Raw genomic sequence first — 24436 nt, 5'->3', positions numbered from 1 at the left:
GCGTTGCGGCGGCGCCGTTTTAGCTTAGGATCAACTCCATAAACACGAGGTCCAGCCACCGCTCGAACTTGAACCCCACCTCGCGGAACCGCGCCACCTCCTCGAATCCAAAGGCTTTGTGCAGCCTCAGGCTCGCATCATTGGTCGAATCGATCCCAGCAATGAGGGCGTGCATCCCCTTTTTGCGCGCCGCGTCAATCAGGGGCGCCAGCAAGGCCCTTCCAAGCCCCTTGCCGCGCTGATCCGCGGCCACGTAGATCGAATTCTCCACGGTGAACTGATAGGCCGGCCAGGCCCGGAAGGGGCCGAAGGTGCTAAAGCCGACAGGGCGGCCGTTGTCCTCGGCCACGAAGACGGGGTAATGCTGATCGACCTTATCCTTGTACCACGCCTTGCGCATCTCCAGGGTGTGCGGCTCGTAGGAGTAGACGGCGGTGGTGTGGAGGATGATGTCGTTGTAGATCTCCAGGAGGGTGGGGAGGTCGGTTTCGGTGGCGGGGCGAATAATCATCCCACAAAACTAAGGATTTAGGGCTTTTTTAGGGCCTTGGGGCCATCACATTAAACATCCAACGGACGCCAAAGCGATCCTTGCATGTCCCCCAATAGCCCCAGAACTCATCGTGCGGCGCGACGGCATCCGTGCCACCCGCGGACAGTTCTTTATACAACCTGTCGGCTTCTTCTTTGGTGTCGGGATTCAGGCTGATGGTAAAATTGTTTCCTTCCACGAGTTTTTGGCCCATGCTTTCCAGCATATCCGTGGCCATGATCATCGTGCCGCCAAGGATCGGCAAGGCTACGTGCATCACTTTCTTTTTGTCCGCATCCGATAGAGCGGGTGCGCCATTCTGGGGTGGCATGTCGCCCATCCGCATGATGGGCATGGGGAATTCCGTTCCGAAAACCTTTTTGTAGTGGGTGAAGGCTTCTTCGGCGTTGCCGGCGAAGTTTAGGTAGATGGAGACGTTTGCCATGGTTAACTTTTATTGGTGATGCGGCAAGATACAAACTTAATTTGAAGCGTTATATGGGCATTATGTAAAACACTGTATCTATGAAAAACAAAAACCCTTGCCTGGCTATAACATTTTCATCGTGCATATCTTCCAAAACCAATCCGAACTCTTTGTTATAGTAGTCTTGTCGCTTGGCATTTTCGAAGTGCAAAATGCCGTTTTCTTCCGTAAACCCCAAAAGTGAATAAATCGTGCCGGGAAATAGCAAATTATGAAGTACTACTCACTTCCATGTGGCAGGGACGTTAACCAAAGACCCGAATCTTGGGCATACCCTTTTAGGAATTCGCCCTGCTTTTCTTTGATGATTGCCCTACTTTCGAATTCTCCCTTAACAGTCGAATTTGCTCCAAAGCTTTCGATAAGGATATTTCTGATCGTTGCGCAACGATCTGTTGGCTCCTCCTGGCGTGCTCCTCTAACGATATCTTGAAGCTCTGAACGGGTTTCATCTGAAATCATTTATGCGAAATTAGTTATTTATTGGCAATAATTCAACGCGCTGACAATCTGATACTTATGCCGAAAAATCACTATAGCAAATCAATGGCTTGGTTACGCCGCCAGGAAAATGGTCTATTTTGACCGGATCATCAGGTACATGGTGATCGCCCCCCTATAGTCCAGGCTATCCGGCGCCTGTAGCTTGTCCAGGTCGCCCATGATGTCCAGGCTGGTGGAGACAATGCCCTTGTCTTTTAGCACGCCCTCTGCCCTGGAGGTGTAGTCGGCGATGGTGTCCTGCGGTTCGTGGAACTTGGCGGACAGGCTTTGTAAAAGCGCATCCATGGTTTTTACTTTGGCGTCGCTGGTGTCGATGTTGTCGAGGATGGCCAGTTTCTGGGCTGGGGTAAGGGACTTGACAGCAGACTCGCTGTCGCAGGCAAAAAGAAGCAGGCAAAGGGACGCCGCAAGGATTGATTTTTTCATCTGGCAATATACCCAAAGCCAAAGGCGAATAAAAAGGTGTTTTCACGGTTTTGTATTATTTTGGTTAAATGAACCCTAAACCCTTTTTTTTCCTCCCTATATTCTTCTTCCTGGCTACCTGTTGCCGCGCCAATGACGGCGCTTTCCGAGCCAACGGCAACCACCTGATCCCGATGTATGAAACCGACATCAGCGTGCAAAAGGAGATACTGACCATCCGGCGGATCAATCCGAAACAGGCGCAGATAACGGTGTATTACGAGTTCTTTAATCCGAAACAGGAAAAGGAATTGGAGGTGGGCTTTGAAGCTTTTTCACCCTCGGGGGATGCGGACCATTCGCCCTCTGCAAGCGGGCAACGGTATATATCCCATTTTACGGTCAATCTTAATGGGGCAATGGTGCCCTGGCATGTCGCCATTGTAAACGATACGAGCTATTACCGGGCGGGCAGGTACAAGACCATTACGCTTGCCCAGGCCGAGAAGGAAGGAGACGAGGAGGAAGCTGATTTTTTTTATGTATATCACTTTCGGGCGACCTTTCACAAGGGCGTGAACATCCTTCAACATACCTATACAGTCGATTTTTCCAGTTCGGTGGTGGAGACGTACAGCCTTCAATATGTGCTCACGGCGGCAAAACGCTGGGCCAACCATCAAATCGATGATTTCACGTTGCAACTGGACATGGGCGATTACCAGGATTTGTCTATCTCTCAGACTTTTTTTCAGCATTCTTCGGAATGGACGATGACCGGACCCGGAAACCAGATCGAGCGAAAGGAGCAGTATGGGGATGAGAAGACGCCCAAGGTTTCGCAATTTTTTATGCGCAAGGGGATTCTTGTTTTCAAAAAAATGAACTTTCGGCCTGCGGGGGAACTTTATCTCACCGCGGTGAATTCCTATTTTTACTACACTTCATCACTTGAAAAGCATACCGGAAATGGGCCATTCAATTTCGATTACCGCCTGGACGACCTGCCGTTTTCGGTCGATGCGGGCTGGCCTGGTGACGCCGCGGATGCATTGTCAAAAAAGATCCTGCATAATCTGCCGTTTGCGCGGAGGGGATATATCTTCAAAACGCCGGAAATTCAAGCATACTATGCGCGCCAGCCCTGGTATATTCCGGATTCCTCCTATAGGCCTGTCATAAGCGAACTGACGCGCAATGAGCAGGTGTTGCTGAGCAAGGAGTGAGGGGTGGCTTGGGATGTCATTCCGGCGGCTCCGGCGGCACGCTCATAGGCTGATACGTTACGATCGAAGTTCCCCGCACAATCCCAAGGTTGTACGCCGACAGGAGCTTTGGCGCCAGATCGTCCGGGGGTAATTCCTCACCGCTAAGGTAAGCCCTGAAGAGCTCCCCGGGAATCCCGAGCTTCTCCGCCAATTCGTCCTCAGTTACGGCGCTGTCTTTCTCCCGGACATACCTCATGGCATCCGGCAATGGGATATGATTGACCGGGGAAATAAAAGTTTCGCTTTTGATAGGTTTTCTTACCATCCTGATTAAAATACAAAAAGGAATCCTTTTTAAAAAGCGTAGTTATACCCTTGATAAACCTGAGCGCGCCGGCTAATTTTGTCCCACTCATTGTTCAACCTAAAAATACCTCACATGCAACCTATTGCGCTATTTCTAATGCTTATCTCCTTTTTTGCTCCGGCAAAACCTGCAACGATCTATGTCTACGGCGACCTCAATCTCGACAAGATCGAAAATACGGCACCCGGCACCAAATATGTGGTCACGGGCAACATCACCATCAGGGAAAAGATCGATAATCATGCCTCCGTCTTGCTGCAGGCAGGGGGTGAGATCCACATCGGTCAGAAGATCGATCAACATTGCAGTGTTACCCTGAGGGCCGGCACGCTTATTTCGATCGGCGAGAAAATAGACCAGCACTGCCAGGTAGAGATGTTCCTAGCGTCTGGCGGCCGGGTTTATATCGGCCAGAAGGTCGATCAGCACTCCAGGGTCTGGATGACCGTTCCTGGCGGATCCATCCAAATCGTCCAGGGCACCGACCAGGATTCTCATGTTCATTTCTTTTGCCCGAGCTTCAGATCCGCGGGACCCAATGGGGGCAGCACGGAAGACTCCTCTCCCCGTCCATTTCCTGAAATGAATTTTTGGAGGCAGGCGGGGCCGGAAAATTAACATTGGATGTACTTACCTTTTTTTTGGGATCCATTAATCGAAATAGGTGAACCGCTCCAAGCTATTTAGTCTGCAGGCAGATATACCGGGCGATCTTTTTACCATTCTTCAATATATTCAGGTAAAGACTTGAAGGATATTCATCCACATCGTCACTGACTGCAGTATACTCAAACGAGTAGGTCCAAGGGCCGTTCAAAAAAGTGATCGTGTAGCTTCCCATCGTTCCGTTCATCTCTTGCACCCCCTTGAATAGCACCAGATCCGGTTTCTCCGAAATAGTTTTGCCCTCACCCCAGGCAATATATCGCAGGTCATCACCAACCTCGTCGATCCTAATAAGGCGCTTACTCACCTTACAAACGAGCAGATTCCTTTTCCAATGGGCAATCCCGGGGTACAGCAAACGGTAGGTCTCTTCCGTAAGAGAATCTTTTTGTTGTTGTTCGGAAGGTGAAGAATAATTAATAGCAATGATCTTTCCTTCCGGATCGAACCAGACATCTCCCTGCCCATAGGACCAATTCCCTTCATGTTCAAATAGGTCCGAAGGCTTCAGACCAACTAAAACCCGTTTTAAAGTGGAGTCGAATAGCCTATTATATACCTGTCCAAATTCTTTCCGGGTAGTAACATCGGGCAGGGGGTTTTCTCTAATAAGGGGATAAACGACCCGCCCTGCTAAAGCAGCAACCCGATCTTGTTGAATTAATTGTATGGTAGCCGTGATACATTTCCAGGCCTGAGCATCCGCATCGACGTGAAGATTATCGTCCTGGGCCCGCCCTATTAGAGATGAGAGCACCGGAAGCAATATAAGCAGGCGATAACGAGACATATACCGCTAACTTACAAAAAACAGCTGAAAATCAGCGACTTGAAGAGTAGCATAGCTGAGGGGCGTCAAAAGCAGAAATATTCACTTTCAATCTAACTGATTATAAGGCTGTTAAGTTAAAATTCGTATTTTTGGGAATTAGATTCCCAAAAATACATGATTTCAAGAACCGCCGAAATAGTTTTGACAAAGCTGGCTACCCAGTTTAAAGCTGTCGCGCTCACCGGTCCAAGGCAAAGTGGCAAGTCTACGCTTGCCCGTACAGCCTTTCCGGAAAAGAAATATATATCGCTGGAAAACCCGGATATAAGAGAAGCAGCCCTTACCGATACCAGGGGATTTCTAAATAATCTACCGGATGGAGCAATCTTAGATGAGGCCCAGCGGGTTCCTGAACTATTCAGCTACCTCCAAGAGGTATTGGATGAAAGCAATGAAAAAGGCCGATTCATTTTAACGGGATCCAACAATTTCCTGATGTTGGAAAATATCACCCAAAGCCTGGCAGGTCGCATCGGTTATCTGGAACTTCTTCCTTTTGGTTATGACGAAATAGAAAAAATCGAAAGCTATGACCTTGCATTGAATAACATGATATTTTCCGGAGGTTATCCTGCCGTCACCTATGATAGGGTCGATGCTGCGTTTTGGTTTCCTTCCTATGTAAGAACCTATATCGAAAGGGATGTCCGTCAAATAAAAAATATCACCAACCTCAATCTCTTTCAGAAACTATTATATCTCTGTGCAGGTCGTGTTGGACAGGAATTGAACTTAAACAATCTTGCTATCGAATGCGGAGTTGACCACAAAACCATTGGTTCTTGGATTGGAATCTTGCAGGCCAGCTACATCATACACCTGCTTCCGCCTTTTTATAATAATTTTTCAAAGCGTATCACTAAATCCCCTAAGTTGTATTTCTACGATACGGGGCTTGCCTGCGCCCTACTAAGTATATCTTCTCCGTCTCAGTTGAGCCTGCATGCAAGCCGTGGGCCCTTATTCGAAAACTATATTATTAATGAACTAATTAAGGTCAGATTCAACAAAGGGTTGAGAAGTAACCTCTTTCATTGGCGGGACGTAAGCGGCCACGAAGTCGACATTGTGGCTGACCATGGCTCTTATGCCGTGGGGATGGAACTCAAAGCCGGTATGACAGTCATTCCCGAATTTTTCAAGGGGCTGACCTTCTGGCAAAAACTTACAAATTTTGAAAAAAGCTATCTCATCTACGGCGGTGACGAAACGCAAAAAAGAAGTAACGGCGTGGAAGTTATTCCATGGAATAAACTTCAAGATATTCAGTAGATGAATACTATCCTCCTAGTTTGTATAGGCGAAATACAGCTTCCAGCCCGCGCCTGTCTTCTTGAAACAAAAATCCCCAACCCTCGCCTGCTGGTCATTATAAGTGTCCTTTTTATTTGGATAAAACGTTTTATTGATGCCGTCTACTTCAGTGGCCCCACTCGTGTCAATCCCGCCCGATTGATCTAAAAGTGAATAAAAAACGGGAATAAAATTTTCTTTATCATACGATGTGTCGGGATCATCATCCAAAGGGCCCCTGGTTTGAAACGGAAATTCCGTCATTCCGATAATTTTAGCCGTGTCTGAGTCGAGGACGGCCGTCCTGAATCTATGCCAAAAGCTAAAGAAGTTTTCATTGGCGAAAGTCGTGTCAATAGGGGTACTTGCAAGAACTTTTGGGGGCGCTTCAAGGGTATCTCTTTTTTCGTTTTGAGGTGCGTTCACCGTTTGTGGATTTTTACACGAAGCGGTCAGTATCATCAGGAAAAAGAGGGGTTGGAGGGTTGCTGCTTTCATGCACTGAATGTAATCAAAATTACTCACTGCACCCACACCTCATCACAGCAAATCATCGCCTTCTTCGTCGCGCTGGGCCGCCACTCCGGCAGCGCCGCAGGCACGACTGCGGTGACGCGGATAAAACGCGCGGAGACGCCCCCCGTGAAGGCACAGTCCACAATGGACAAGGTATAATCCTCATCCGGCGCGGGGTAGGGGTGAACACCAAGCGATGTAAAATGTGTCCCATCGACAGACGTCTCTACCCGCACCTCGCGCGGTAAAAAGATCCAGTGCCGTGGGTCATATAGGAAGTGCATGTGCACATGGCTGAACGGCTGAACTGTCCCAAGGTCGATGGTCGCGCCCATATCGACCCCATAAAAACAAAGCCAGTTGTAGCTGAAATCGTTAAACCCGGGCATCCCGTCGGTAAGGGTGCGCTCACCCTTGGCGGGATAGTCTTCGACGTAGGGGTGGGCTAGCGTTACGGCGGTGTGGAGCGCTTTGGTGGGCTCCCAGCCATGGGCGAAGATGGTCTTCCATTCGGCGGCGTAGGCGGCGGGGGAAAGGCCGCCTTCTGAGAGTTCCTTTACGCCAGCTTTTAAACAGGCCGCTACGAAGCGGTCCACGCGGGCGGACCAGTTGGGGCGGACGGTGTAGCCACCTTGGCCGTCGGGCTGTAGATAGCCGTGGGGCTCGATGCCGTAAAAGCGGGACTGCTGGAGAACCGTGTATTCGAGAGGGAGACGGGTGGCGGCGACGCGGGCGGCGTAGGGGACGTTTGCGGGCGGTGCAGCCGCGGCGGCAAGCGGCGGGCCCTGGGCGGCCCTGGGCGGCGCCGGCGATGCCCCCGCGGCGGCTTCCGCCTTATCCAGCAAGGTCGACAACGCATCGATCGCTTCTGGTGTCAAAAAACTGTTGTATTCATTGACAGGATTCCCATAAATATCAAGCAGCATCCCTGAGCGGGCAAGCCCCGCGGAAAGCGCTTCGAGGTATTGGGCGATATAGGAGCCGGCGGCCGGCCCGTAGTAGCCGTTGCAAAAGTCGGTCGTCAACCGGTGGACGTCGGCGGACGGATTCCACAGCAGTGCCGCCTGCACATACGAGTTATACACCCCCATGTCGCCATAGGTTTCGCCGGAACCTTGTTCAAAGACACCGCGCACACCGTGCTGCAGCGCATATTGAAGGTTGGGTTGCAACACCGCATAATCGGGGAAGGGCGCAGCATAGTTGGTAAACTGGGTGGTGTAGTCCCAAAGCATAAGCCGCGGCGTCAGGCGGGCCCAGGCATCGAGGTTTGCCAACGTAAACGGCCGCTGCCGGGGCGCATCGATGCTGCTGAGCATGACGTATACGTTGGAGGCGGGGGCGGTGTGGAGGGGAGCTTTGCTGGTATAGCCGTACGCGAGGGTAGTGAAGACTTTATCGGGAAACTGCTCGGCCACGCGGTTGACAAAACGGATGAGGGAGCCCGAAGGGCTGCCTTCTTCGGTGTCGGCGCGGCGGCAGCGGTCGCAGGTGCAATACCCGTTGTCATCGTTGGCGGCGATGGACCAGTAGAGCGCGTCTGGGTTGCGGGCCATCCGCTCCTTCAAAAAGGCGACGGTGAGCTGGAAAACGGTGTCATTGCTGAGGCAAAGCTGGGTGGGCCTGCGACGGCCATCGACCAGTGCGTAATATTCCGGATGGGCCGCCCAATAGGTGGACGGCGGTACGAATTTGAAATACGAATGTCCCCACACACCCCAAAGGTCCTCGAATTGGTGGAGGTGGTGCCATTCCAGGTACTCGGGGTCCGAAGAAGGGGGGTAGTAGGTTTGACGGTAGGAAAAAGAGGGGTTTTGCAGGTCGTACACCCCGCCGTCTACCGTGACCGTGCGGGCGGCCGGTACCACGGCGGGACCGGCGTCGTATTTTTTGCAGCCGAGGTAGCGGTCGAGAAATTCGTAGACACCGTAGACGGTGCTGCGGCCGTGGGCACCGGCGATAAAGAGGGCGTCGTCGCGGGTGGCGATGAAGAAGCCGTCGTCGTGGATTTTGGAGAAGTCGAAGGCGCCGCGGGCGGCGGCGGTTTTGCCGAGGAAGATGGCGCCGCGCGCGGCGGAGACGGCACCCGGAGCAGAGGGGCCAGCCGCAGCGGGGCCGGCGGCCACCGCGCCTTTGGGCAGGTCGCTCTCGGATACGATCGGCAGCGTCGCCCCGCTCACAAGCGCGAGATACCGCTGCAACACGCTGGCCGCATCACGCTCCGCCTTGCTGGCCTCCGCCGGAATCACGATCGTATACGTACTGACGCCGTCACGCACGAGCGTAACGGGCCCGGCATTGCAGGCGGTCATAGACAGAAGCCATAGGAGCGTATTTCCGAGGACGCGGCGCATGTTAGAATTTTCTTAGGTAGCTCAACATGAGGTCATACTGATTCCGGTAACGCCCGGGAGCCAGGCGCTGGCTGTACCAGGTCCCCGAGAGGTTGACGACATTCCGGTAGGCAAAGGTCTTTTGGTAACCGGCGCCGATGCTATAGGTCTGGCTGCCGAGGTTTTGGCCAAGTTGGTAGTTGCGGCTGAATTCGTCGGGGGAATTGCCGATCCCGAGGGCACCGTATAAAAAGTCGGTTTTGTTGTTTAGGTATTGGCGGGCAGTGAGTACACCTGCTTCGTACATTTTGCCGGGGGCGAAAATGAGGTACCCGCGGGCATTAATATAGAAGTCTCCAAAATATTTGGTGACGGAGGCGACGCCGGAATAGACGGAAATGGAGTCGAGGTTGAGGTAGCGTCCACCGAGCTCACCGGCCCAGCCGCCTTTGAAGTTGTAGGTAATGGAGTAGGCGAGACGGATACGGGGGAAAACGTTGTCGTTGGCAAGGGCGGCGTCTATATACGAGTCCCAGCGGTCGTTGTGGGTATAGTATATTTCCTCTTCAAGCTGAAGACCGGTGCCGATGGCGCGGCCGGCAAAGTTGAGCTTGGTGTCGAAGCTGGAACCGTTTTTACTATAGCGCACATAGTGTAGGGTGGCGATGTTGGCGGCTTCGAGGGAGTCGAAGTGGGAGCTGAGGTAGGAGAGACCCAGCGCGTTGCGGAAGGTCTTGCTCCGGAGGTAGTCGGCATAGTCGCGGTGGGCGTCGGTGGGGTCGATCTTCGCCACCGAATCGGCGGGGGCTACGGCGTCGGCGTAGCGGTGGAGGTTTTCGAGAATGACGGCGCGCTTCAGCGTGAAGTATTCGTTGCCGGGATAAAACCGCAGACCCTGCGCCGTGAGGGCAAGGGCACTGTCCAAGGAAGCCGTGTCGGCGGGCGCGGAGGCCGCAGCCGTGCCGCGGTCATTCAGGATGTTGATCGCATACATAAGCGCCGCCGAATCCCGCGGCCGGACAGCCAGCACACGACGGTATTCGCCGAGCGCCAGCTCAGGCTGCCCCTGGCTGCTGTAGGCACGCCCGGAAGAAAGAAGCTCATCTATGTATTGATCGCGGATCTTCGCGTTGTATGGATAGCGATCGCGGAGGGCGTCGGTGATCGCATACGCTTCGGGATAGCGGTGGAGGGCTTCCAGTACGGACGCTTTTTTAAGCAGGAAGTCCCTGGAGTCTGGATAACGCGAAAGCGCAAGGTCGGCGACAATCAGCGCGGAATCGAGGGGGCCGGGGTCGACAACGCCGCGGGCGAGTTCTATGTTGATGAGCGTACCCAACGCCTCGGTATTACCGGGGTCCAACGCAAGCACACGGGTGAACGCGCCGTCGGCCGCATCATAGTCCTCCACCTGCATCATCTGACGCCCCTGCACGAGAATGAGGTCGACGAGGGAGGAGCGGTAACGCGTGTTTTCGGGGTGGGCTTGCACCAGGGTGTCAAGAACAAGGGCAGCGTCCCCGTAACGGGTATCATCCTGGAGTATTCCCGCCTTTTTGAGCAGCAGCGCCTCGTCGCCCGGGTAAAGACGCAAGGTTTTGTCCAGCAGGGCGATGGCGGCGCCATAATTCTTTTGCGCGCTGAGGATATTGATGGAATAGTTGAGGGCGGCGGGTTCGGCGGGGCTGATCTCAAGGACGTCGTGGAAGGTGGCCAGGGCGCTGTCGTAGGCGAGGTCGCTCATATAGGCGCGGCCACTGGCTTCGAGCAGGGTAATGTATTGGTCGCGATACAAAGAGCCACCGGGGCCAAGAAAGAGTTGGCGCGTGATGTCTGCGGCCTGGGTGTATTTCTGGAGGCTTTCGAGGATACTGACCTTTTTGGCAAGGAGGGCCCGGTCGCCGGGATAGTAGTGCAGCGCGCGGTTGACAAAGGCCAGCGCGTCGGCATTGAGGCCGCGGGCGGACGCGAGGTTGATCACGTAGTCGAGGGCTTCCCGGTTGGAAGGGGATTTGTCGAGCACGGCCTGGAACTGGAGGTAGGGGTCCTCGCTCATGAAATAGCGGCCGGCCTCCATACGGAGGTCGACGTCGAGCTGGCGGGCCTTGGCGTCAGCGGGATAGACTTTTAAAATATGTTGCAGCACTTCGATGGCCTCGGGATACCGCTTGAGTTCCTGGAGCAGGGACATCTTCCGCATCAGAAGGCTATAGTCATCGGGGTGTTCCACCAGCGCGCTGTTGACGCTGGAAAGGGCGTCTTCGTAGCTGCCGGTACGGACCTGGAGGCCGTAGATGCCCTGGAGGGCTTCTGCGTTCACAGGGTCTACCTCCAGCACCTTCCGGTATTCATAGGCGGCGCGGGTAAAGTCTTTGAGCTTTGTATAGCGCTGGGCGGACTCGATCTTATAGGCGATGTACGTCCGGAGGACGCCGGTGTCCTGGTTGTAACGGTCGAGGAGGGCTTGTCCCTGTTCGTCGGCCAGCGCGGGGTTGCGCATGGTCTGGAGGATGGAAAACTTCTTCAGGGCGAATTCCTTGTCATCGGGATAGTTGTAGAGACCGTCGTCGATATAGCAAAGGGCCTCGCCGGGGTTGTGCCGTTCGAGTTCGATGTTGGCCAGCAGGAGGTAGGCATCCCTATATTTCGGATCCTTGTCGACAATGGCCTTGAGCACCTGCCAGGCGCTGTCGGGGTAGTGGTTCAGGAGGTAGGCCCGGCCAAGCACGAATTGAACATCCAGGTCACCGAGACTTTTAAGTGTCGCCCGATGCGCCAGGTCCAACGCCTCCGGGTATTTTCCTTGGGCCATGGCATCCCTGGCGGCTTGGGCCAGCTCGGAGGAGCTCCGGTGCGTTTGGGCCAGGGCGCCAGTTGCACAACAAAGAAAAAATACGACGTGGACGATCCGCATAGGCAATTGTTTATCCCGCCTGGGGTTTGGCTCTCTGCCCAAAACCCTGGCGCTGCATGTTCCCCCAGACGTGTTTGCGCCCGGTGATGAAATAAAAGTATCCCCTTATGGCAAAGAAAACGATGAGCGGATGGTAGATGATCGGCTCCAGGAAAGCCATGCTGGCCAAACCGACCACCTCGTGCCAGGTCTTGTAATAGCGGTAGGTGATCTGGTCCCAGAGGATGGCAAAGGTGGTGATCATCACGGAATAGAGGTAGACGAAAAGGAGCAGGATCAGGGCAAAGTGCCAGTTGATCTGGCCCGTGGCGATGATGTAGATATAATACAGGATGCCGGTGATTTCAATGATGGGGGCCAGGAACTCAAAAAAAAGGTTGTAGGGAAAGACCACCAGGCCCAGGGTGCCGTAGCGGGGGTTGAAGATGATCTTTTTGTGGAGGGTCATGATCTGGATGAGCCCGCGTCCCCAGCGGGTCCGCTGGCGGCTTAGGATTTTCAGGTTGGGAGGGCCCTCGGTCCAGCACTGGGTGGAGGGGATATACCGGATGGCGTACTTCTGTTTGTTATCCTTCATATAGGCGCACATCCGGGTTATAAGGTCCATGTCTTCCCCAAAGCTGCGGGGGTCGTATCCACCCGCCTTGATGGCGACCTCCTTGTCAAACAAGCCAAGACCACCGGAAACGTTGGGTACGGCGTTGATCATGCTCCAGCCCATCTTCCCGAGGACATAAGACCGGATGTATTCCATTTCCTGGAAACGAGGGATGATCGCCTTGGGGGGACGCATCCGGACCAACACGCCTTCTTCCACCTCGCAACTGTTGGCGATCCGCAGGGTGGCGCCCGTGGCGATGACCCGGCGGCTTTCTTCCTTGATGTGGATGTACCCGCATTCGGGGCAGGGTTCACCCACCTCGGTGATCCTCGTGCCCTCCTCGTTCATGAAGGGCTGTATCATCTTCAGGAGGGTGTCCTTTTCGATGATACAATCCACGTCCGTGCAAAGGAAATAATTGAACGAAGACGCATTGATGCCCGCGTTGGACGCGTCCGCCTTACTTTTCCCATTGACCTTGTCCACCACCACGAGTTTTTCGTATGCCCTGTTGGTGGACTTGAAAATGCGGCGAACCGGCTGGGAACGGATCTTTTCGTTGTAGGCAAAGTCCACCTGGACCATCTCGAACTCCGTCATCAGCTTTTGCAGCGTGTCGTCGGTGCTCCCGTCGTTGACGATGATCACCTCGAAACGGGGATAGTTGAGCGTCAGCAGGGAACGGACGTTCTGGATGATGGTGACGCCCTCGTTAAAGGCGGGGGCGATGACCGAGATGCCGGGTGCAAGGGGCGACCCCAGGATCTTTTTATAGTCGGAATAACTGTTTTGTTTTTGGAAGCGCTGGATCGATATAAAAGAAAGGATGGCCAGGAGGGCATACATGAGGAGCATGGTCATCCCGTAGACAAAGACCGAACTCTCGTAAATGTGCCGGACATAATCCCATATATTCATCGGTTCCACCATAGTCTATACAGCCACTTTTTGTTGGACCGTCGTATTCCCAAAACCCTGGCGCTGCATATTCCCCCAGCTGTGCTTTTTCCCCGTGAGGAAATAGTAGTAGCCGCGTATCGAAAAAAGGACGATCATCGGGTGGTACAAAAGAAATTCCATGAAGGGGGTAGTGCACAGCAAAAGCACTTCCTTCATCGTCTTGTAGTGCCGGAATGCCAGCTGGTCCCAAAGGATGGCGATGGTCGTGATCATGACCGAATACAGGTACACAAAGACCAGGAGCAGGATGGCGTATTCCGCGTTGATGGCGCCCCGGACAATCTGCACGATATAATAAATGATCCCCGTGAGTTCGATGACAGGCGCAATAAGCTCAAAAAAGAAGTTATACGGCATCAGGATCCAGCCTACTTTCCCATACCGGGGGTTGAACACCATACCCTTGTGCGCGTACATCAACTGGGCCAGGCCCCGCGCCCAGCGGGTACGCTGGCGCATAAAGATTTTCACCGTATTGGGCGCTTCGGTCCAGCAAAGGGTTTCGGGGATATACCGGATGGCGTAGTCGATCTTGTTCTCGTAGGCGTACCGCGACATGCGCACCATCAACTCCATGTCTTCTCCAAACGATTGTGCATCATACCCGCCAGCTTTAATGGCCACCTCCTTGTCAAAAAGACCAAGCCCCCCGGACACGTTGGGCACCAGGTTGATCAGGTTCCACCCCATTTTCCCCAGGACAAAAGCCCGGACGTATTCCGCTTCCTGGAAGCGGGGCAGAAGCCTCCGGGGTGGCCGCATCCGCACGATCACCCCCTGCTCGATCTCGCAGGAATTGGCGATCCTCAGCGTTGCCCCGGTGGCGATGACCCGCTTTTTCGGTTCTTCGATGACGGGTTTGACCAGTTTCAGCAGCGTATTTTTATCCAGGATACAGTCCACGTCCGTGCACACGAAATAATCATAGTTCGCCACGTTGATGCCCGCATTGGACGCGTCGGCCTTACTTTTCCCATTCACCTTGTCGATGACCAGGAGACGCGAGTACGCCGGGTTGGTCGATTTGTAGATCCCCCGGATCCGCTGACAGCGGATCTTGATCGTATAAGCATAGTCTACCTTCACCATGTCAAAGGCCTCGATGAGCTGGATCAGGGAGTTGTCCGTGCTCCCGTCGTTGACCAGGACGATCTCGAAACGCGGATAGTTCAGGGTCAGCAGGGAACGGACGTTTTGGATGATGGACAACCCTTCGTTATATGCGGGCGCGATGACGGAAATACCAGGGGTGAGCGGGGAGCCGAGCATATTTTCAAAGCTGGCCAGCTTGGCGCGCCGCCGGTAGAGGCGTATGGCGATAAAGGACATGACGGCTAAGAGCGCATAGATCACCAGCAGGATGGTTCCATACGCGAACACCACCCCTTGGTACACATTCCCTATGACATCCCATATATTCGTCGTACTGTCCATCAGAACTTGATTAAGGGGTTCATGCAATGTTTCAGGATCAGTATGTTTTCCGCCGTGCCCGTTTCGATCAGCTCGTCGATCAGGCTTTGGGGCGTGGCCCGGGTCTTGACCAGGGATTTGGCTGCGTTCTTCCGGATGTCGAAGTCAGAGGAATGCAGGAATTCCTGTCTCAGGAACTGGATCTGGTTCCCCGTTTCTATACGACCGAGGGCCTTGAGGATTTCAATCTGGCAGTTCAGCGGCTGGTTGCTGTAGATCGCGACCAGTTTATCCTCCGCCTCTTCATACCGCAGCTTCCCCAGGCAATTGATCGCATCCGCCCGGAGGGAATGGTCCTTGTTGTCCAGGAGCTTGAGGACGGCAGGGGCCGCATCCTGCTGATTGTAATGAACGATGAGTTTGAGGCAAAAGGAAACGATGCTTTTGTTGGGAGAATAAGTGACCCAGCGGGCAAACTTGGGGATGGAAATATCTTCGGTGGTGGTGATGGTTTTGAACAATTCGATCTGGTCCCACATCAACAGGGGCTCGGTGACCACGTCGAAAAACTTGAAGGGTTCGTTTTTACTTAATTTAATATAGGCGTTGCGCGCTTCGGCCCGCAGCTCCCGGTTTTTTGAATTCGTGAGCGGAAGGATATTGACATCCGAAATGGACATATCCATGTCCGTTAGCTCGATCATCCCCTGGACCTTCCGGTTCCAATGGGCCGACTTCATTTTTTTAAAGGACACTTTTTCCAGCTCCAGGTCCAGGTAAAGCTGCCGCAAAAGGTCTGCGATAGCCCCGGAAAAGCTCTTCTTATAATTAATAATACGCTCGATGAGGAGCTGGCGGTTTGCTTTGTTGTGGAAAAGGGGGATCCTGAACTCGTCCAGGGGGATGTCGATATCGGTGATGGGTTTGTTTTCCGACAGCCCCTCGTTGAGCACCACGTGCTCGGTCAGCAGACGGTCGATGATGGGCAGGATGGTGGCTTCCTTTCTGTCGTCCCGGTAACCCCTGTAGCGGCGGATGAGAATGCTGAGATAAGCGAGGAGGGTGGCGGAAAGCGCGACGAAGATAAAGACGACAGCGACCTGTATGACCAGGGGAAGGTCAAGGAAATAGTAGAATACGGCGGTGGGGACACTGCTGTCCTGTAAGTACGAAGTGAAGTTCTTGAACATATCTCAGTTAGCACTCTTTCTCGACTCAATAAGCCTTTTAACCCTCAGTATCAACTCCTTCCCGGTGATCGGCTTTTTCAGGTAGTCGTCCGCCCCCAGTTTGAAGCCCTCCGAGACGGAGTCTTCCTGCGTGACGGAAGAAATGATGATCACGGGCGCATGACGCCCCTTCGGGTGCTGGCGGATCTTGCTGATGATCTCGAAGCCGTTGGCGTACGGCATCATCAAATCCGTAATGATAAGGTCATATTCTTCCTGGTCGATAAAAGTAAGGCCCTCTTTTCCGTTGACGGCCACATCCACGGAATAGCCCTCCTTTACCAGGATCTTTTGCAATACCATCTGAACGATGTCGTTGTCATCGATGATAAGGATCTTCTCCATAATAGTCATTTAGTGAATGTACTACTACCGGACGCGCTCAGAGGTAAGAAATGGAGGGCTATAATTGCAGGTCAAGCAAATATAGCCCTTTTGAGTAAAAAAAGGATAACAGAGATAAGCAAAACTATAAACTAAGCAAAGCTTCCCAATAACTTGCGGATTCGTATGTGCAATTCGTGCGGCATGACTGGTTTCCTTATAAAGTCGTTGGCCCCGATCTGGTAGCACTGGGTGATCGCCGCCTCGCTCGACATAGAGGTGATCACGATCACGGGAACCCCCTTGTAACTTTCCTTTGCCCGGATCCGGCTCATCACCTCGAAGCCATTCGCATAAGGCATATTGATGTCCGTGATCACAAGGTCGTAGGTGTGCAGTTCGATTTGTTGCAACCCCTCCCTACCATGCGCGCAAGCCTTCACCGTAAATCCTTCCTTTTGCAGGAAGCGGGTTAATGCTTTTAGTAGTATCTCATCATCCTCTATCAACAAAATTTCCGACATCGTATTCTGGACTTTTGGTAAGCGTTTTTGTTTCTTTCTGGATGTAAAGCTACGCGTTGTTTTCAATGAATTTGTTATCCGTATCTTAACGGAAGGCCGTATAACATGCGCTTAACGAGGCTACTATGCGTTATCTTTGGCACATGAAGTTTCGTTCAGAACTAGACGTAAAGCCGCTGTCAGCGCCGATTCGATACCCCCAATCCATCCTTCTGGCGGGGTCATGTTTTACCGAACATATAGGAGAGAGACTTAATACATATCGTTTACCAGTCCTCCAAAACCCGCACGGGATCATGTTTAACCCCATCAGCCTTTGTGATATGCTCCTGGCGTGCGTGGAAGAGCGGCGGTATACGGCCTCCGACTTGTTTTCCTATGGCGGGCTTTGGAGTAGTTGGGCGTTTCATGGGCGGTTTTCGTCTCCCGATCCCTTGCTTGCTCTTCAGGCGATGAACGAGGCGCAGCGTGAGGCATCGGCGTTCCTTCGGCGAGCAGATTGGCTGGTGTTGACGCTGGGCAGCGCCTGGGTCTATGAACTGCGCGGCGGCGTGGCTGCCGCGGGGCCGCAGGGCTCGTCCGCGCGCGGCGGCGCGGTTACAGGTGCCCCGGCCCTCGGCGGTTTCGCCCCCGGCCAGGCCGTCGCCAACTGTCACAAGGCCCCTGCGGACTGGTTTATACACCGTTTGTTGTCCGTGGAAGAGGTGCTTTCCGCCCTGGACCAGATCCTGCACCGTCTTTTCCTGGTCCGTCCGGGGCTGCGCGTGCTTTTTACCATCAGCCCGGTCCGTCACCTGCGCGAGGGCATGGTCGAAAACAACCGGTCCAAGGCCGTCCTCATACAGGCGGTCCACCACCTCGTCGGTAAGTTCGACCGGCTGGACTATTTCCCCGCCTACGAGCTCGTCATCGATGACCTCAGAGACTACCGTTTTTACGCGGAAGACCTCGTCCACCCGAACTACCAGGCCACCCAATATGTCTGGGAAAAGTTTGCGGCCTCCTGTATGGACGCGGACGCCAGGGCCCTCATGCAGGCCCTCGATCCTCTCCTCGCCGCCCGCCGCCATAAACCCTTTAACCCGACCGGGGAAGAACACCGGCGCTTCCTGGCGCGCATGGGCGCGGAGGCTGCCGCCCTCCAGGCGAAGTACCCCTTTCTCGACCTTTCTGCGGATATAGCCTATTTTACGGCCTGATATGCACACACTTTGGCTCGCCAGCTGGTACCCGAACCGGACGGACCCCTTTAACGGAGACTTCGTCCAGCGGCATGCCCTTGCCCTGGCGGGGAGGGCGCCCGTGACCGTGATACACGTGGCGAAGGAGGAGGCGCCCGCCGGGCGGGGCGGCGCCGCCGGGGCGCCCGCTGGGCGGGGTGGCGCAGCCGGGGCCGCCGCGCCGCGCGAAACGCTCACCCATCGGGGCCGCCTCACGGAGCGCATCTCCTATTTCCACGCCCCCGCGACCCGCTGGCCGCTGTGGAACAAGCTCGTCTCCCAGACCCGGGCCTTTCGCGCCTACCGGCGGGCTTTCCGCGCGCACGTCCGCGAGAACGGCCGGCCTGACCTTATCCACGTTCATGTTTGCATGAATGCGGGGCTCTACGCCCTTTACCTGCGGTGGACCCGGGGCATCCCCTTCGTGGTGACCGAGCACTTCACCGCCTACATACGGGGAAACCCCGAAGACTTTTTCTCGCGACCCTGGCCATACCGGTTTTTCAACCGGCTGATCCTGGAGCAGGCGGAGGCGGTGCACTCGGTGTCCCGGTTTTTGCTGGGCGAAATGGGAAAGATCGCCCGGCTGAAGCGAACGGCGGTGATCCCCAATGCGGTGGACACGGCGTTGTTCCGGGCGGAGCCAACGGCGGCCGGGGCGCCCGGTGACCCGCCGCAGGCGGCCGGCCCCTTCCGTTTCATCCACGTCTCTAATTTCAAGCCCCAGAAAAACGTTCCCGGTATGCTGGAGGCCTTTGCCCTTTTGTTGGAGCGGCGCCGGGATTGGGAGCTCCTCCTGATCGGACCGGCGGACGACGCCATCCGGGCCTATGGCGCGTCGAAGGGGATCGAAGCGCATCTTCGATGGGTGGGAGAGGTCCCTTATGCAACCGTGGCAGCGGAACTGCGTGCTTCGGGAGCCCTGGTGCAGTTTAGCCGGTGGGAAAATCAGCCCTGCGTCATTTCGGAGGCGTTTTGCTGCGGGGTACCCGTGGTCTCGTCGGCGGTCGGGGGGATCCCGGAGGTGCTGGGCGCGGGAGTCGATGGAGCGACCGCGGCGGCTGATGGCGCGACCGCGGCGTCGCCGGCAGGGCCCGCCGCGGCGGCAGGAAGCGGCCTCCTCGTCCCGCCGCAGGACGTCGCCGCCCTGGCGGACGCCCTTCACGCCATCATGGAGAAACCCGGAAAACGGGCGCAGTTGGCGGCAGCTGCAGCTGCGGTTTATGGCTACGACGCCGTCGGCGCCGCGCTGGAAGCCTTTTCAAACGCCACGAAAACAACCCATTCGAAGGCCAGGTAGGTGAGGTAGGAGACGCTGCTCACCATGGCGGCGGCCATGATGTGGTAGCGGGGGATAAAGATCATGTCTCCGAAAAACATCACGACCACCGCCACCAGTCCGCCATAGAGGTTGACCGTGACGCGGTTACGGCCGGCGAAATAGGCGGCCAGGAGGGCCAGGGGGCCCAACGCATAAACACCGGGGATCAGCCGCAGAAAGGCGGGATATACCTGGTCAAAAGTAGGGCCCAACAGCCAGACAAGCCCGCGGGAGCCGGCCACCAGCAGCAGACCGATTCCGGCCGTGTAGATCAGGAGGGTATACCCAACCAGTTTCCGGACGGTATCCCTGTCGGCCATTCCCTGGACAACGTCGGGGAAAATGATCAGCGCGATCAGTTGGGGGAGATACAGGAAAAGCTGGATCAGCTTGGAGGCTTGTATATAGTTACCCAGTTCCCCGGGTTTGCAGTAGGCGGCCACCCACCAATAGTCCATGCGATAGACCCCGAAAAAGACGAGGTTGGAGAGGAATGCAAGACCGGAATACCGTAAAAGGGAAGGAAAATGGATCTTTTTATCGTCCTTGGGCGCAAAAAGGGGTGCGCGCCGCTTGCGGATAATGCCAAAGAGGAAAAGACTGCAACACAGGGGCATGGCGTAGTAGGAAAAGAAAAATACGGGGAATGCGTGAAGACCCAGCAGGCCGAGCAGGAGGGCATTTCCGCCGGCCTCGATCGCGGCCGGGGCGGTGAATATGCGGACACCGTAGCCCAGCACGGAAAAAAACCGGAATAGGAGCGACCCCGCGATAAAGCCGGCGCCGTACAGGACGAACTGGAGGCGATCCATGCGGGGGTTTACGATGTGAAGGGTCACCAGGGCGGCCAGTATCCCCAGGAGCGCTACAAAAGCGACGCCGGCATACCGGAAACTGAACAAACTGAACTTGCCTAAGAGGCTGTTATCGGCCGCTCCGTAGTATTGAAGCCCCGATTCGATGCTCAGACCGGCCACGGCGACGGCGAGCTGGAGGTTAGCGATCAGGAACAGAAAATCACCGGAGCCTCCGGCCTTAAATGCCCGTGCAATAGCGATGTTGAGCAAAAACGTGGATCCCAGTTGCAAGCCTTTCCAGAACACGTTGGCCGTTATGGTTCGCCATAATTGCTTCGTCATCCGGGGAAAGGTAAGGGAATTCTTGTTACTTTTGCAGCCTCATGAAGCACATCCGGAATTTTTGTATCATAGCGCACATCGACCACGGCAAAAGTACTCTGGCAGACCGTTTGCTCGAAGTGACCCGTACCATTGGAGAAAGGGATATGATGAACCAGGTCCTGGACGATATGGACCTGGAACGGGAAAAGGGGATCACCATCAAGAGCCACGCCATCCAAATCAACTATATCCAGGACGGACAGGAGTACGTCCTGAACCTTATCGATACCCCGGGGCACGTGGATTTCTCGTACGAGGTCTCCAGGGCCCTGGCGGCCTGTGAGGGCGCCTTGCTCCTGGTGGACGCCTCCCAGGGGATACAAGCCCAAACCATTTCCAACCTTTACCTGGCCATCGACAACGACCTGGAAATCATCCCGGTCATCAACAAGATCGATATGGAAGGGGCGATGATCCCGGAAACCAAGGACCAGATCATCGAGCTCATCGGCTGTAAGGAAGAGGACATCCTGCTGGCCAGCGGGAAAAGCGGGATTGGCATCGAAGACATCCTCCGGGCAATCGTGGCCCGTATCCCCGCCCCTAAGGGCGACCCGGCTGCGCCGCTCCAGGCGCTGATCTTCGACAGCGTTTTCAACTCTTTCCGCGGCATCATCGTCTACTACCGCATCATGAACGGCGTCCTGCGCAAAGGGGATACGATCCGTTTTATCAACAGCGGAACCGTCTACGGGGCCGACGAGGTCGGTATCCTCAAGTTGGGGCTGGCCCCAAAGAATGAGGTCGGTTGCGGAGATGTCGGCTACATCATTACCGGTATCAAAAACGCCAAGGAAGTCAAGGTAGGGGATACCCTAACCCTGGCATCGGCCCAAAATGTCGAAGCCATCCAGGGCTTCGAAGAGGTCAAACCGATGGTCTTTGCGGGCATTTTCCCCGTCAATACCGACGAGTTCGAAGAACTGAGGGATTGCATGGACAAACTCCAGCTCAACGATGCCTCGCTCACCTACGAACTGGAGACCTCCCAGGCCCTTGGTTTTGGGTTCCGTTGCGGCTTCCTCGGTATGCTCCACATGGAGATCATCCAGGAACGGCTGGAGCGGGAATTCAATCAAACCGTCATCACGACGGTACCCAACGTGAGCTTTATCGCGCACACGACCCGGGGCGAGACCGTAACGGTGAACAACCCCACCGAAATGCCCGATCCCACGTACCTGGACACGATTGAAGAGCCCTATATCAAAGCCCAGATCATCACCAAGCCTGAATACATCGGGAATATCATGACGCTTTGCCTGGGCAAACGCGGCATCCTGCTCAACCAAAGTTACCTGACCCAGACCCGGGTGGAGCTTATGTTTGAGATGCCCCTGACCGAAATCGTCTTCGACTTCTACGATAAACTCAAGTCCACCACCCGCGGATACGCCTCCTTCGATTATTCCCCCATCGACCGTCGCGAAAGCGACATCTGCAAGATGGACATCCTCCTCAACGGGGACAAAGTGGACGCCCTGAGCGCGCTGATCCACCGGAGCCGCGCCCAGGACTTTGGCCGCAAGCTTTGCGAAAAGCTAAAAGAACTTTTGCCGCGCCAGCAGTTCCAGATCGCCATCCAGGCCGCCATCGGCGCCAAGATCATCGCCCGTGAGAACATCTCCGCCATACGCAAGGACGTCACCGCCAAGTGCTATGGAGGGGACATCTCCCGCAAACGCAAACTCCTGGAGAAACAAAAGGAAGGGAAGAAGCGCATGCGCCAGATCGGGAACGTGGAGGTGCCTCAGGAGGCCTTCCTGGCGGTGCTTAAGCTGGATGAATAGCGAGGGATACATACTGGAACGATTGCGGGACGGTGACGAAGGGGCGTTTACGGCGCTCATGGAACGTTACTACGATACCCTTTACCGTTATGGCCATCACTTCACAAAAGACGACGACCTGCTCACGGATTGTATCCAGGATGTATTTGTCACCCTCTGGCAAAACCGGCACAAGCTGGAGGCCATTAATTATCCCCGCCAGTACCTGCTGACTGCCCTGAAAAGAAGGATCATCCGCCTCAGCGACCGGGAGCGTAAAATGGCCGGCACCCCCGCCGATGACTACGCGTTCTCCCTGGAATTCTCGGTGGAAGACCTGATCGTCGAAAAACAGCTCGCGGAGGAAAAAGCGTCCAAGCTAAGGCAGATCCTGGACCAGCTTCCCGCCCGGCAAAAGGAGGTGATTTACCTCGTGTACTATCAAAAGCTCGATCCCGCGCAGGTCGCCGAGCTCATGCGCATCCACCGTCAGTCGGTCTACAACCTCCTCTCCGAAAGCCTCCGGAAGATTAAGGAGTTTTGGCTGGAATCCTCTCTGGGACTGACTTTTAGCGCATTGCTCTAGCGCAACCGATTGCGCATTATTTGGCAAAAAGCCGTTTCCCGCCAGTAGTTTTACCGGTCAGTCCGTTCTATAACAGTATGCATGTAGAAGATCTGATCATCCATCCCCGGTTTATCCGCTGGGTCCTGGAGGAACGGGAAGAAGACCGCGTCTTCTGGGAGGACTGGCAGCGCCTGCATCCCGGGCACGAAGGCACCCTCGAAGAGGCGCGGACGCTGTTGCGGTCGCTGTCGGTACGGGAGGCCAACCTAAGCCCCGCGGAGGTGCGGGTGCGCATCGACGCCATACTGAAAAGGGTGAGGCACGTCTCACCCTGGCGTCCGATACTCCGTTGGACCGCAGCCGCCGCGCTGGTCGGCATCGTCGCGCTGGGTGTGTACCTTTCGTATACCGTCAAGCCACCGGGAGAGCGTCAGGCGATGGCTCCGGACAGCCTCACGACGATCACCAATACCGGCACGGCCATGAAACGGGTGAGCCTGTCAGACGGTAGTACTGCCTTACTTTTCCTCAAATCTTCGATACGCTACACAAGCCAACCGGGCGCCTCCATGGACGTCTACCTCACAGGCGAAGCGGAGTTCTCGGTGGCCCCGCATCCAAACCGCCCGTTCCGGGTGTATGCGCAAGACCTGGTGACGTGCGTGCTGGGCACGCGTTTCCGCATTGATGCCTGGCGCAAAAAGGACGTGCGCGTGACGGTGCTCTCGGGCAAAGTATCGGTGCGCCGCGCAGACGACCGGGATTCGGCCCGGACGCTGACGGGCGTGATCCTTACGCCGAACCAGGAGTTACACTATGGGGAGGAACAGTTCCGGAAGGTGCTGGTGGATACACCCGTGGCGGTGCAGCCGCTGCGGCCCGGCTTCCGGTATGACAACGTCCCCGTGACGGACGTGTTGGAAGACTTGCGTGCCACGTTTGGCCTGGACATCGAATACGACAAGGAGATTTTGAAAAACTGCCGCATCAGCGCGGACCTGAGCGACGAATCGATTTACCGGAAACTGGACCTGATCTGCCAGGCGCTGGACGCGCACTACGAGGTGATCGACGGTGTGGTGACGATCCAGGCCCGGCCGTGTCAATAACCACCAAAACCAACGATATGAACCCACCGCTTAATAAAGGGGGGCCCTGAGGCCCCCTGGAAACCCCAGCGCCATTCCACTGTGATGGGGTCGTTTTGATCATCCTTTTACGTCAAACCAAAACTTGTTCAAGTTATGAAAAAATGCCCATGCATTCACG

23 protein-coding genes are annotated in these 24436 nt (G+C 55.1%); 8 read left to right on the top strand and 15 right to left on the bottom strand.

The window, feature by feature from the left end; translation table 11 throughout:
* Nucleotides 1-19 precede the first annotated feature (19 nt).
* From EDB95_RS26750 to EDB95_RS26740, 4 genes are all read right to left on the bottom strand, one after another.
* Nucleotides 20-511, bottom strand: a complete 492-nt coding sequence (locus tag EDB95_RS26750; RefSeq protein WP_211352231.1) for a GNAT family N-acetyltransferase — start codon at nucleotides 509-511, stop codon at nucleotides 20-22.
* Nucleotides 512-539: 28 nt separating this feature from the next.
* Nucleotides 540-977 (bottom strand): VOC family protein, encoded by a 438-nt coding sequence (locus EDB95_RS26745; protein ID WP_134000011.1) that lies wholly within the window; start codon nucleotides 975-977, stop codon nucleotides 540-542.
* 49 nt (nucleotides 978-1026) lie between these two features.
* The gene (locus EDB95_RS28065) at nucleotides 1027-1170 is read right to left on the bottom strand and encodes a putative polyvalent protein kinase domain-containing protein (RefSeq protein WP_394346399.1); all 144 of its coding nucleotides are present in this window, start codon (nucleotides 1168-1170) and stop codon (nucleotides 1027-1029) included.
* A 425-nt stretch (nucleotides 1171-1595) separates the two neighbouring features.
* Entirely contained in the window at nucleotides 1596-1949 is a 354-nt protein-coding gene (locus EDB95_RS26740) for a hypothetical protein (RefSeq protein WP_134000008.1), read from the bottom strand.
* A gap of 68 nt (nucleotides 1950-2017) precedes the next feature.
* Here EDB95_RS26740 and EDB95_RS26735 point away from each other — a divergent pair, with 68 nt between their 5' ends.
* Entirely contained in the window at nucleotides 2018-3154 is a 1137-nt protein-coding gene (locus tag EDB95_RS26735; RefSeq protein ID WP_134000005.1) for a YARHG domain-containing protein, read from the top strand.
* Nucleotides 3155-3170: 16 nt separating this feature from the next.
* Here the strand turns inward: EDB95_RS26735 and EDB95_RS26730 are convergent, their stop codons facing one another.
* Nucleotides 3171-3461, bottom strand: a complete 291-nt coding sequence (locus EDB95_RS26730; protein WP_134000003.1) for a helix-turn-helix domain-containing protein — start codon at nucleotides 3459-3461, stop codon at nucleotides 3171-3173.
* A 114-nt stretch (nucleotides 3462-3575) separates the two neighbouring features.
* On the opposite strand from EDB95_RS26730, the gene EDB95_RS26725 reads away from it, so the two are divergent.
* Entirely contained in the window at nucleotides 3576-4121 is a 546-nt protein-coding gene (locus EDB95_RS26725; protein ID WP_162852810.1) for a DUF342 domain-containing protein, read from the top strand.
* Between the two features lie 61 nt (nucleotides 4122-4182).
* Here EDB95_RS26725 and EDB95_RS26720 read toward each other — a convergent pair whose 3' ends face one another.
* A complete protein-coding gene (locus tag EDB95_RS26720) occupies nucleotides 4183-4959 on the bottom strand; it encodes a hypothetical protein (RefSeq protein ID WP_133999997.1) in 777 nt (258 codons plus the stop codon).
* Nucleotides 4960-5115: 156 nt separating this feature from the next.
* On the opposite strand from EDB95_RS26720, the gene EDB95_RS26715 reads away from it, so the two are divergent.
* Nucleotides 5116-6273, top strand: a complete 1158-nt coding sequence (locus EDB95_RS26715) for an ATP-binding protein (RefSeq protein ID WP_133999994.1) — start codon at nucleotides 5116-5118, stop codon at nucleotides 6271-6273.
* A gap of 15 nt (nucleotides 6274-6288) precedes the next feature.
* Here EDB95_RS26715 and EDB95_RS26710 read toward each other — a convergent pair whose 3' ends face one another.
* From EDB95_RS26710 to EDB95_RS26675, 8 genes are all read right to left on the bottom strand, one after another.
* Complete coding sequence (locus tag EDB95_RS26710; RefSeq protein WP_133999991.1) at nucleotides 6289-6792, bottom strand: hypothetical protein; 504 nt, start codon at nucleotides 6790-6792, stop codon at nucleotides 6289-6291.
* A gap of 23 nt (nucleotides 6793-6815) precedes the next feature.
* The gene (locus EDB95_RS26705) at nucleotides 6816-9164 is read right to left on the bottom strand and encodes a DUF4838 domain-containing protein (RefSeq protein WP_133999988.1); all 2349 of its coding nucleotides are present in this window, start codon (nucleotides 9162-9164) and stop codon (nucleotides 6816-6818) included.
* Between the two features lies 1 nt (nucleotide 9165).
* Nucleotides 9166-12057: a tetratricopeptide repeat protein gene (locus tag EDB95_RS26700; protein ID WP_133999985.1), complete on the bottom strand. Its 2892-nt coding sequence runs from the start codon at nucleotides 12055-12057 to the stop codon at nucleotides 9166-9168.
* Nucleotides 12058-12067: 10 nt separating this feature from the next.
* Nucleotides 12068-13588, bottom strand: a complete 1521-nt coding sequence (locus EDB95_RS26695; RefSeq protein WP_246073793.1) for a glycosyltransferase family 2 protein — start codon at nucleotides 13586-13588, stop codon at nucleotides 12068-12070.
* 3 nt (nucleotides 13589-13591) lie between these two features.
* Nucleotides 13592-15052 (bottom strand): glycosyltransferase family 2 protein, encoded by a 1461-nt coding sequence (locus EDB95_RS26690; protein ID WP_133999982.1) that lies wholly within the window; start codon nucleotides 15050-15052, stop codon nucleotides 13592-13594.
* Complete coding sequence (locus EDB95_RS26685; protein WP_133999979.1) at nucleotides 15052-16221, bottom strand: HEAT repeat domain-containing protein; 1170 nt, start codon at nucleotides 16219-16221, stop codon at nucleotides 15052-15054. Before EDB95_RS26685 ends, EDB95_RS26690 begins: the two co-directional genes overlap by 1 nt.
* Before the next feature lie 3 nt (nucleotides 16222-16224).
* On the bottom strand, nucleotides 16225-16605 hold the full coding sequence (locus EDB95_RS26680) for a response regulator (RefSeq protein WP_162852809.1): 381 nt from the start codon (nucleotides 16603-16605) through the stop codon (nucleotides 16225-16227).
* Between the two features lie 131 nt (nucleotides 16606-16736).
* Entirely contained in the window at nucleotides 16737-17108 is a 372-nt protein-coding gene (locus EDB95_RS26675) for a response regulator (protein ID WP_133999973.1), read from the bottom strand.
* Nucleotides 17109-17233: 125 nt separating this feature from the next.
* On the opposite strand from EDB95_RS26675, the gene EDB95_RS26670 reads away from it, so the two are divergent.
* Nucleotides 17234-18307 carry a GSCFA domain-containing protein gene (locus EDB95_RS26670; protein ID WP_317129044.1) on the top strand — a complete coding sequence of 358 codons (1074 nt, stop codon included), beginning with the start codon at nucleotides 17234-17236 and terminating at the stop codon, nucleotides 18305-18307.
* 1 nt (nucleotide 18308) lies between these two features.
* The gene (locus EDB95_RS26665; protein ID WP_133999966.1) at nucleotides 18309-19628 is read left to right on the top strand and encodes a glycosyltransferase; all 1320 of its coding nucleotides are present in this window, start codon (nucleotides 18309-18311) and stop codon (nucleotides 19626-19628) included.
* Here EDB95_RS26665 and EDB95_RS26660 read toward each other — a convergent pair.
* Nucleotides 19556-20788, bottom strand: a complete 1233-nt coding sequence (locus EDB95_RS26660; RefSeq protein ID WP_133999963.1) for a lipopolysaccharide biosynthesis protein — start codon at nucleotides 20786-20788, stop codon at nucleotides 19556-19558. The genes EDB95_RS26665 and EDB95_RS26660 overlap by 73 nt on opposite strands.
* 41 nt (nucleotides 20789-20829) lie before the next feature.
* Between EDB95_RS26660 and lepA the strand changes: the two genes are divergently transcribed.
* The 3 genes from lepA (at nucleotide 20830) to EDB95_RS26645 (ending at nucleotide 24276) form a co-directional block, all read left to right on the top strand.
* Nucleotides 20830-22620 (top strand): translation elongation factor 4, encoded by a 1791-nt coding sequence (lepA, locus tag EDB95_RS26655; RefSeq protein WP_133999960.1) that lies wholly within the window; start codon nucleotides 20830-20832, stop codon nucleotides 22618-22620.
* Nucleotides 22613-23185, top strand: a complete 573-nt coding sequence (locus EDB95_RS26650) for an RNA polymerase sigma factor (protein ID WP_133999957.1) — start codon at nucleotides 22613-22615, stop codon at nucleotides 23183-23185. The genes lepA and EDB95_RS26650 overlap by 8 nt, the downstream gene beginning before the upstream one ends.
* A gap of 77 nt (nucleotides 23186-23262) precedes the next feature.
* A complete protein-coding gene (locus tag EDB95_RS26645; protein ID WP_133999954.1) occupies nucleotides 23263-24276 on the top strand; it encodes a FecR family protein in 1014 nt (337 codons plus the stop codon).
* The last annotated feature ends 160 nt before the right edge of the window (nucleotides 24277-24436 follow it).

This window comes from Dinghuibacter silviterrae, from assembly GCF_004366355.1.
Lineage (GTDB): Bacteria > Bacteroidota > Bacteroidia > Chitinophagales > Chitinophagaceae > Dinghuibacter > Dinghuibacter silviterrae.
This window is presented reverse-complemented; position numbering and strand designations above follow the sequence as displayed.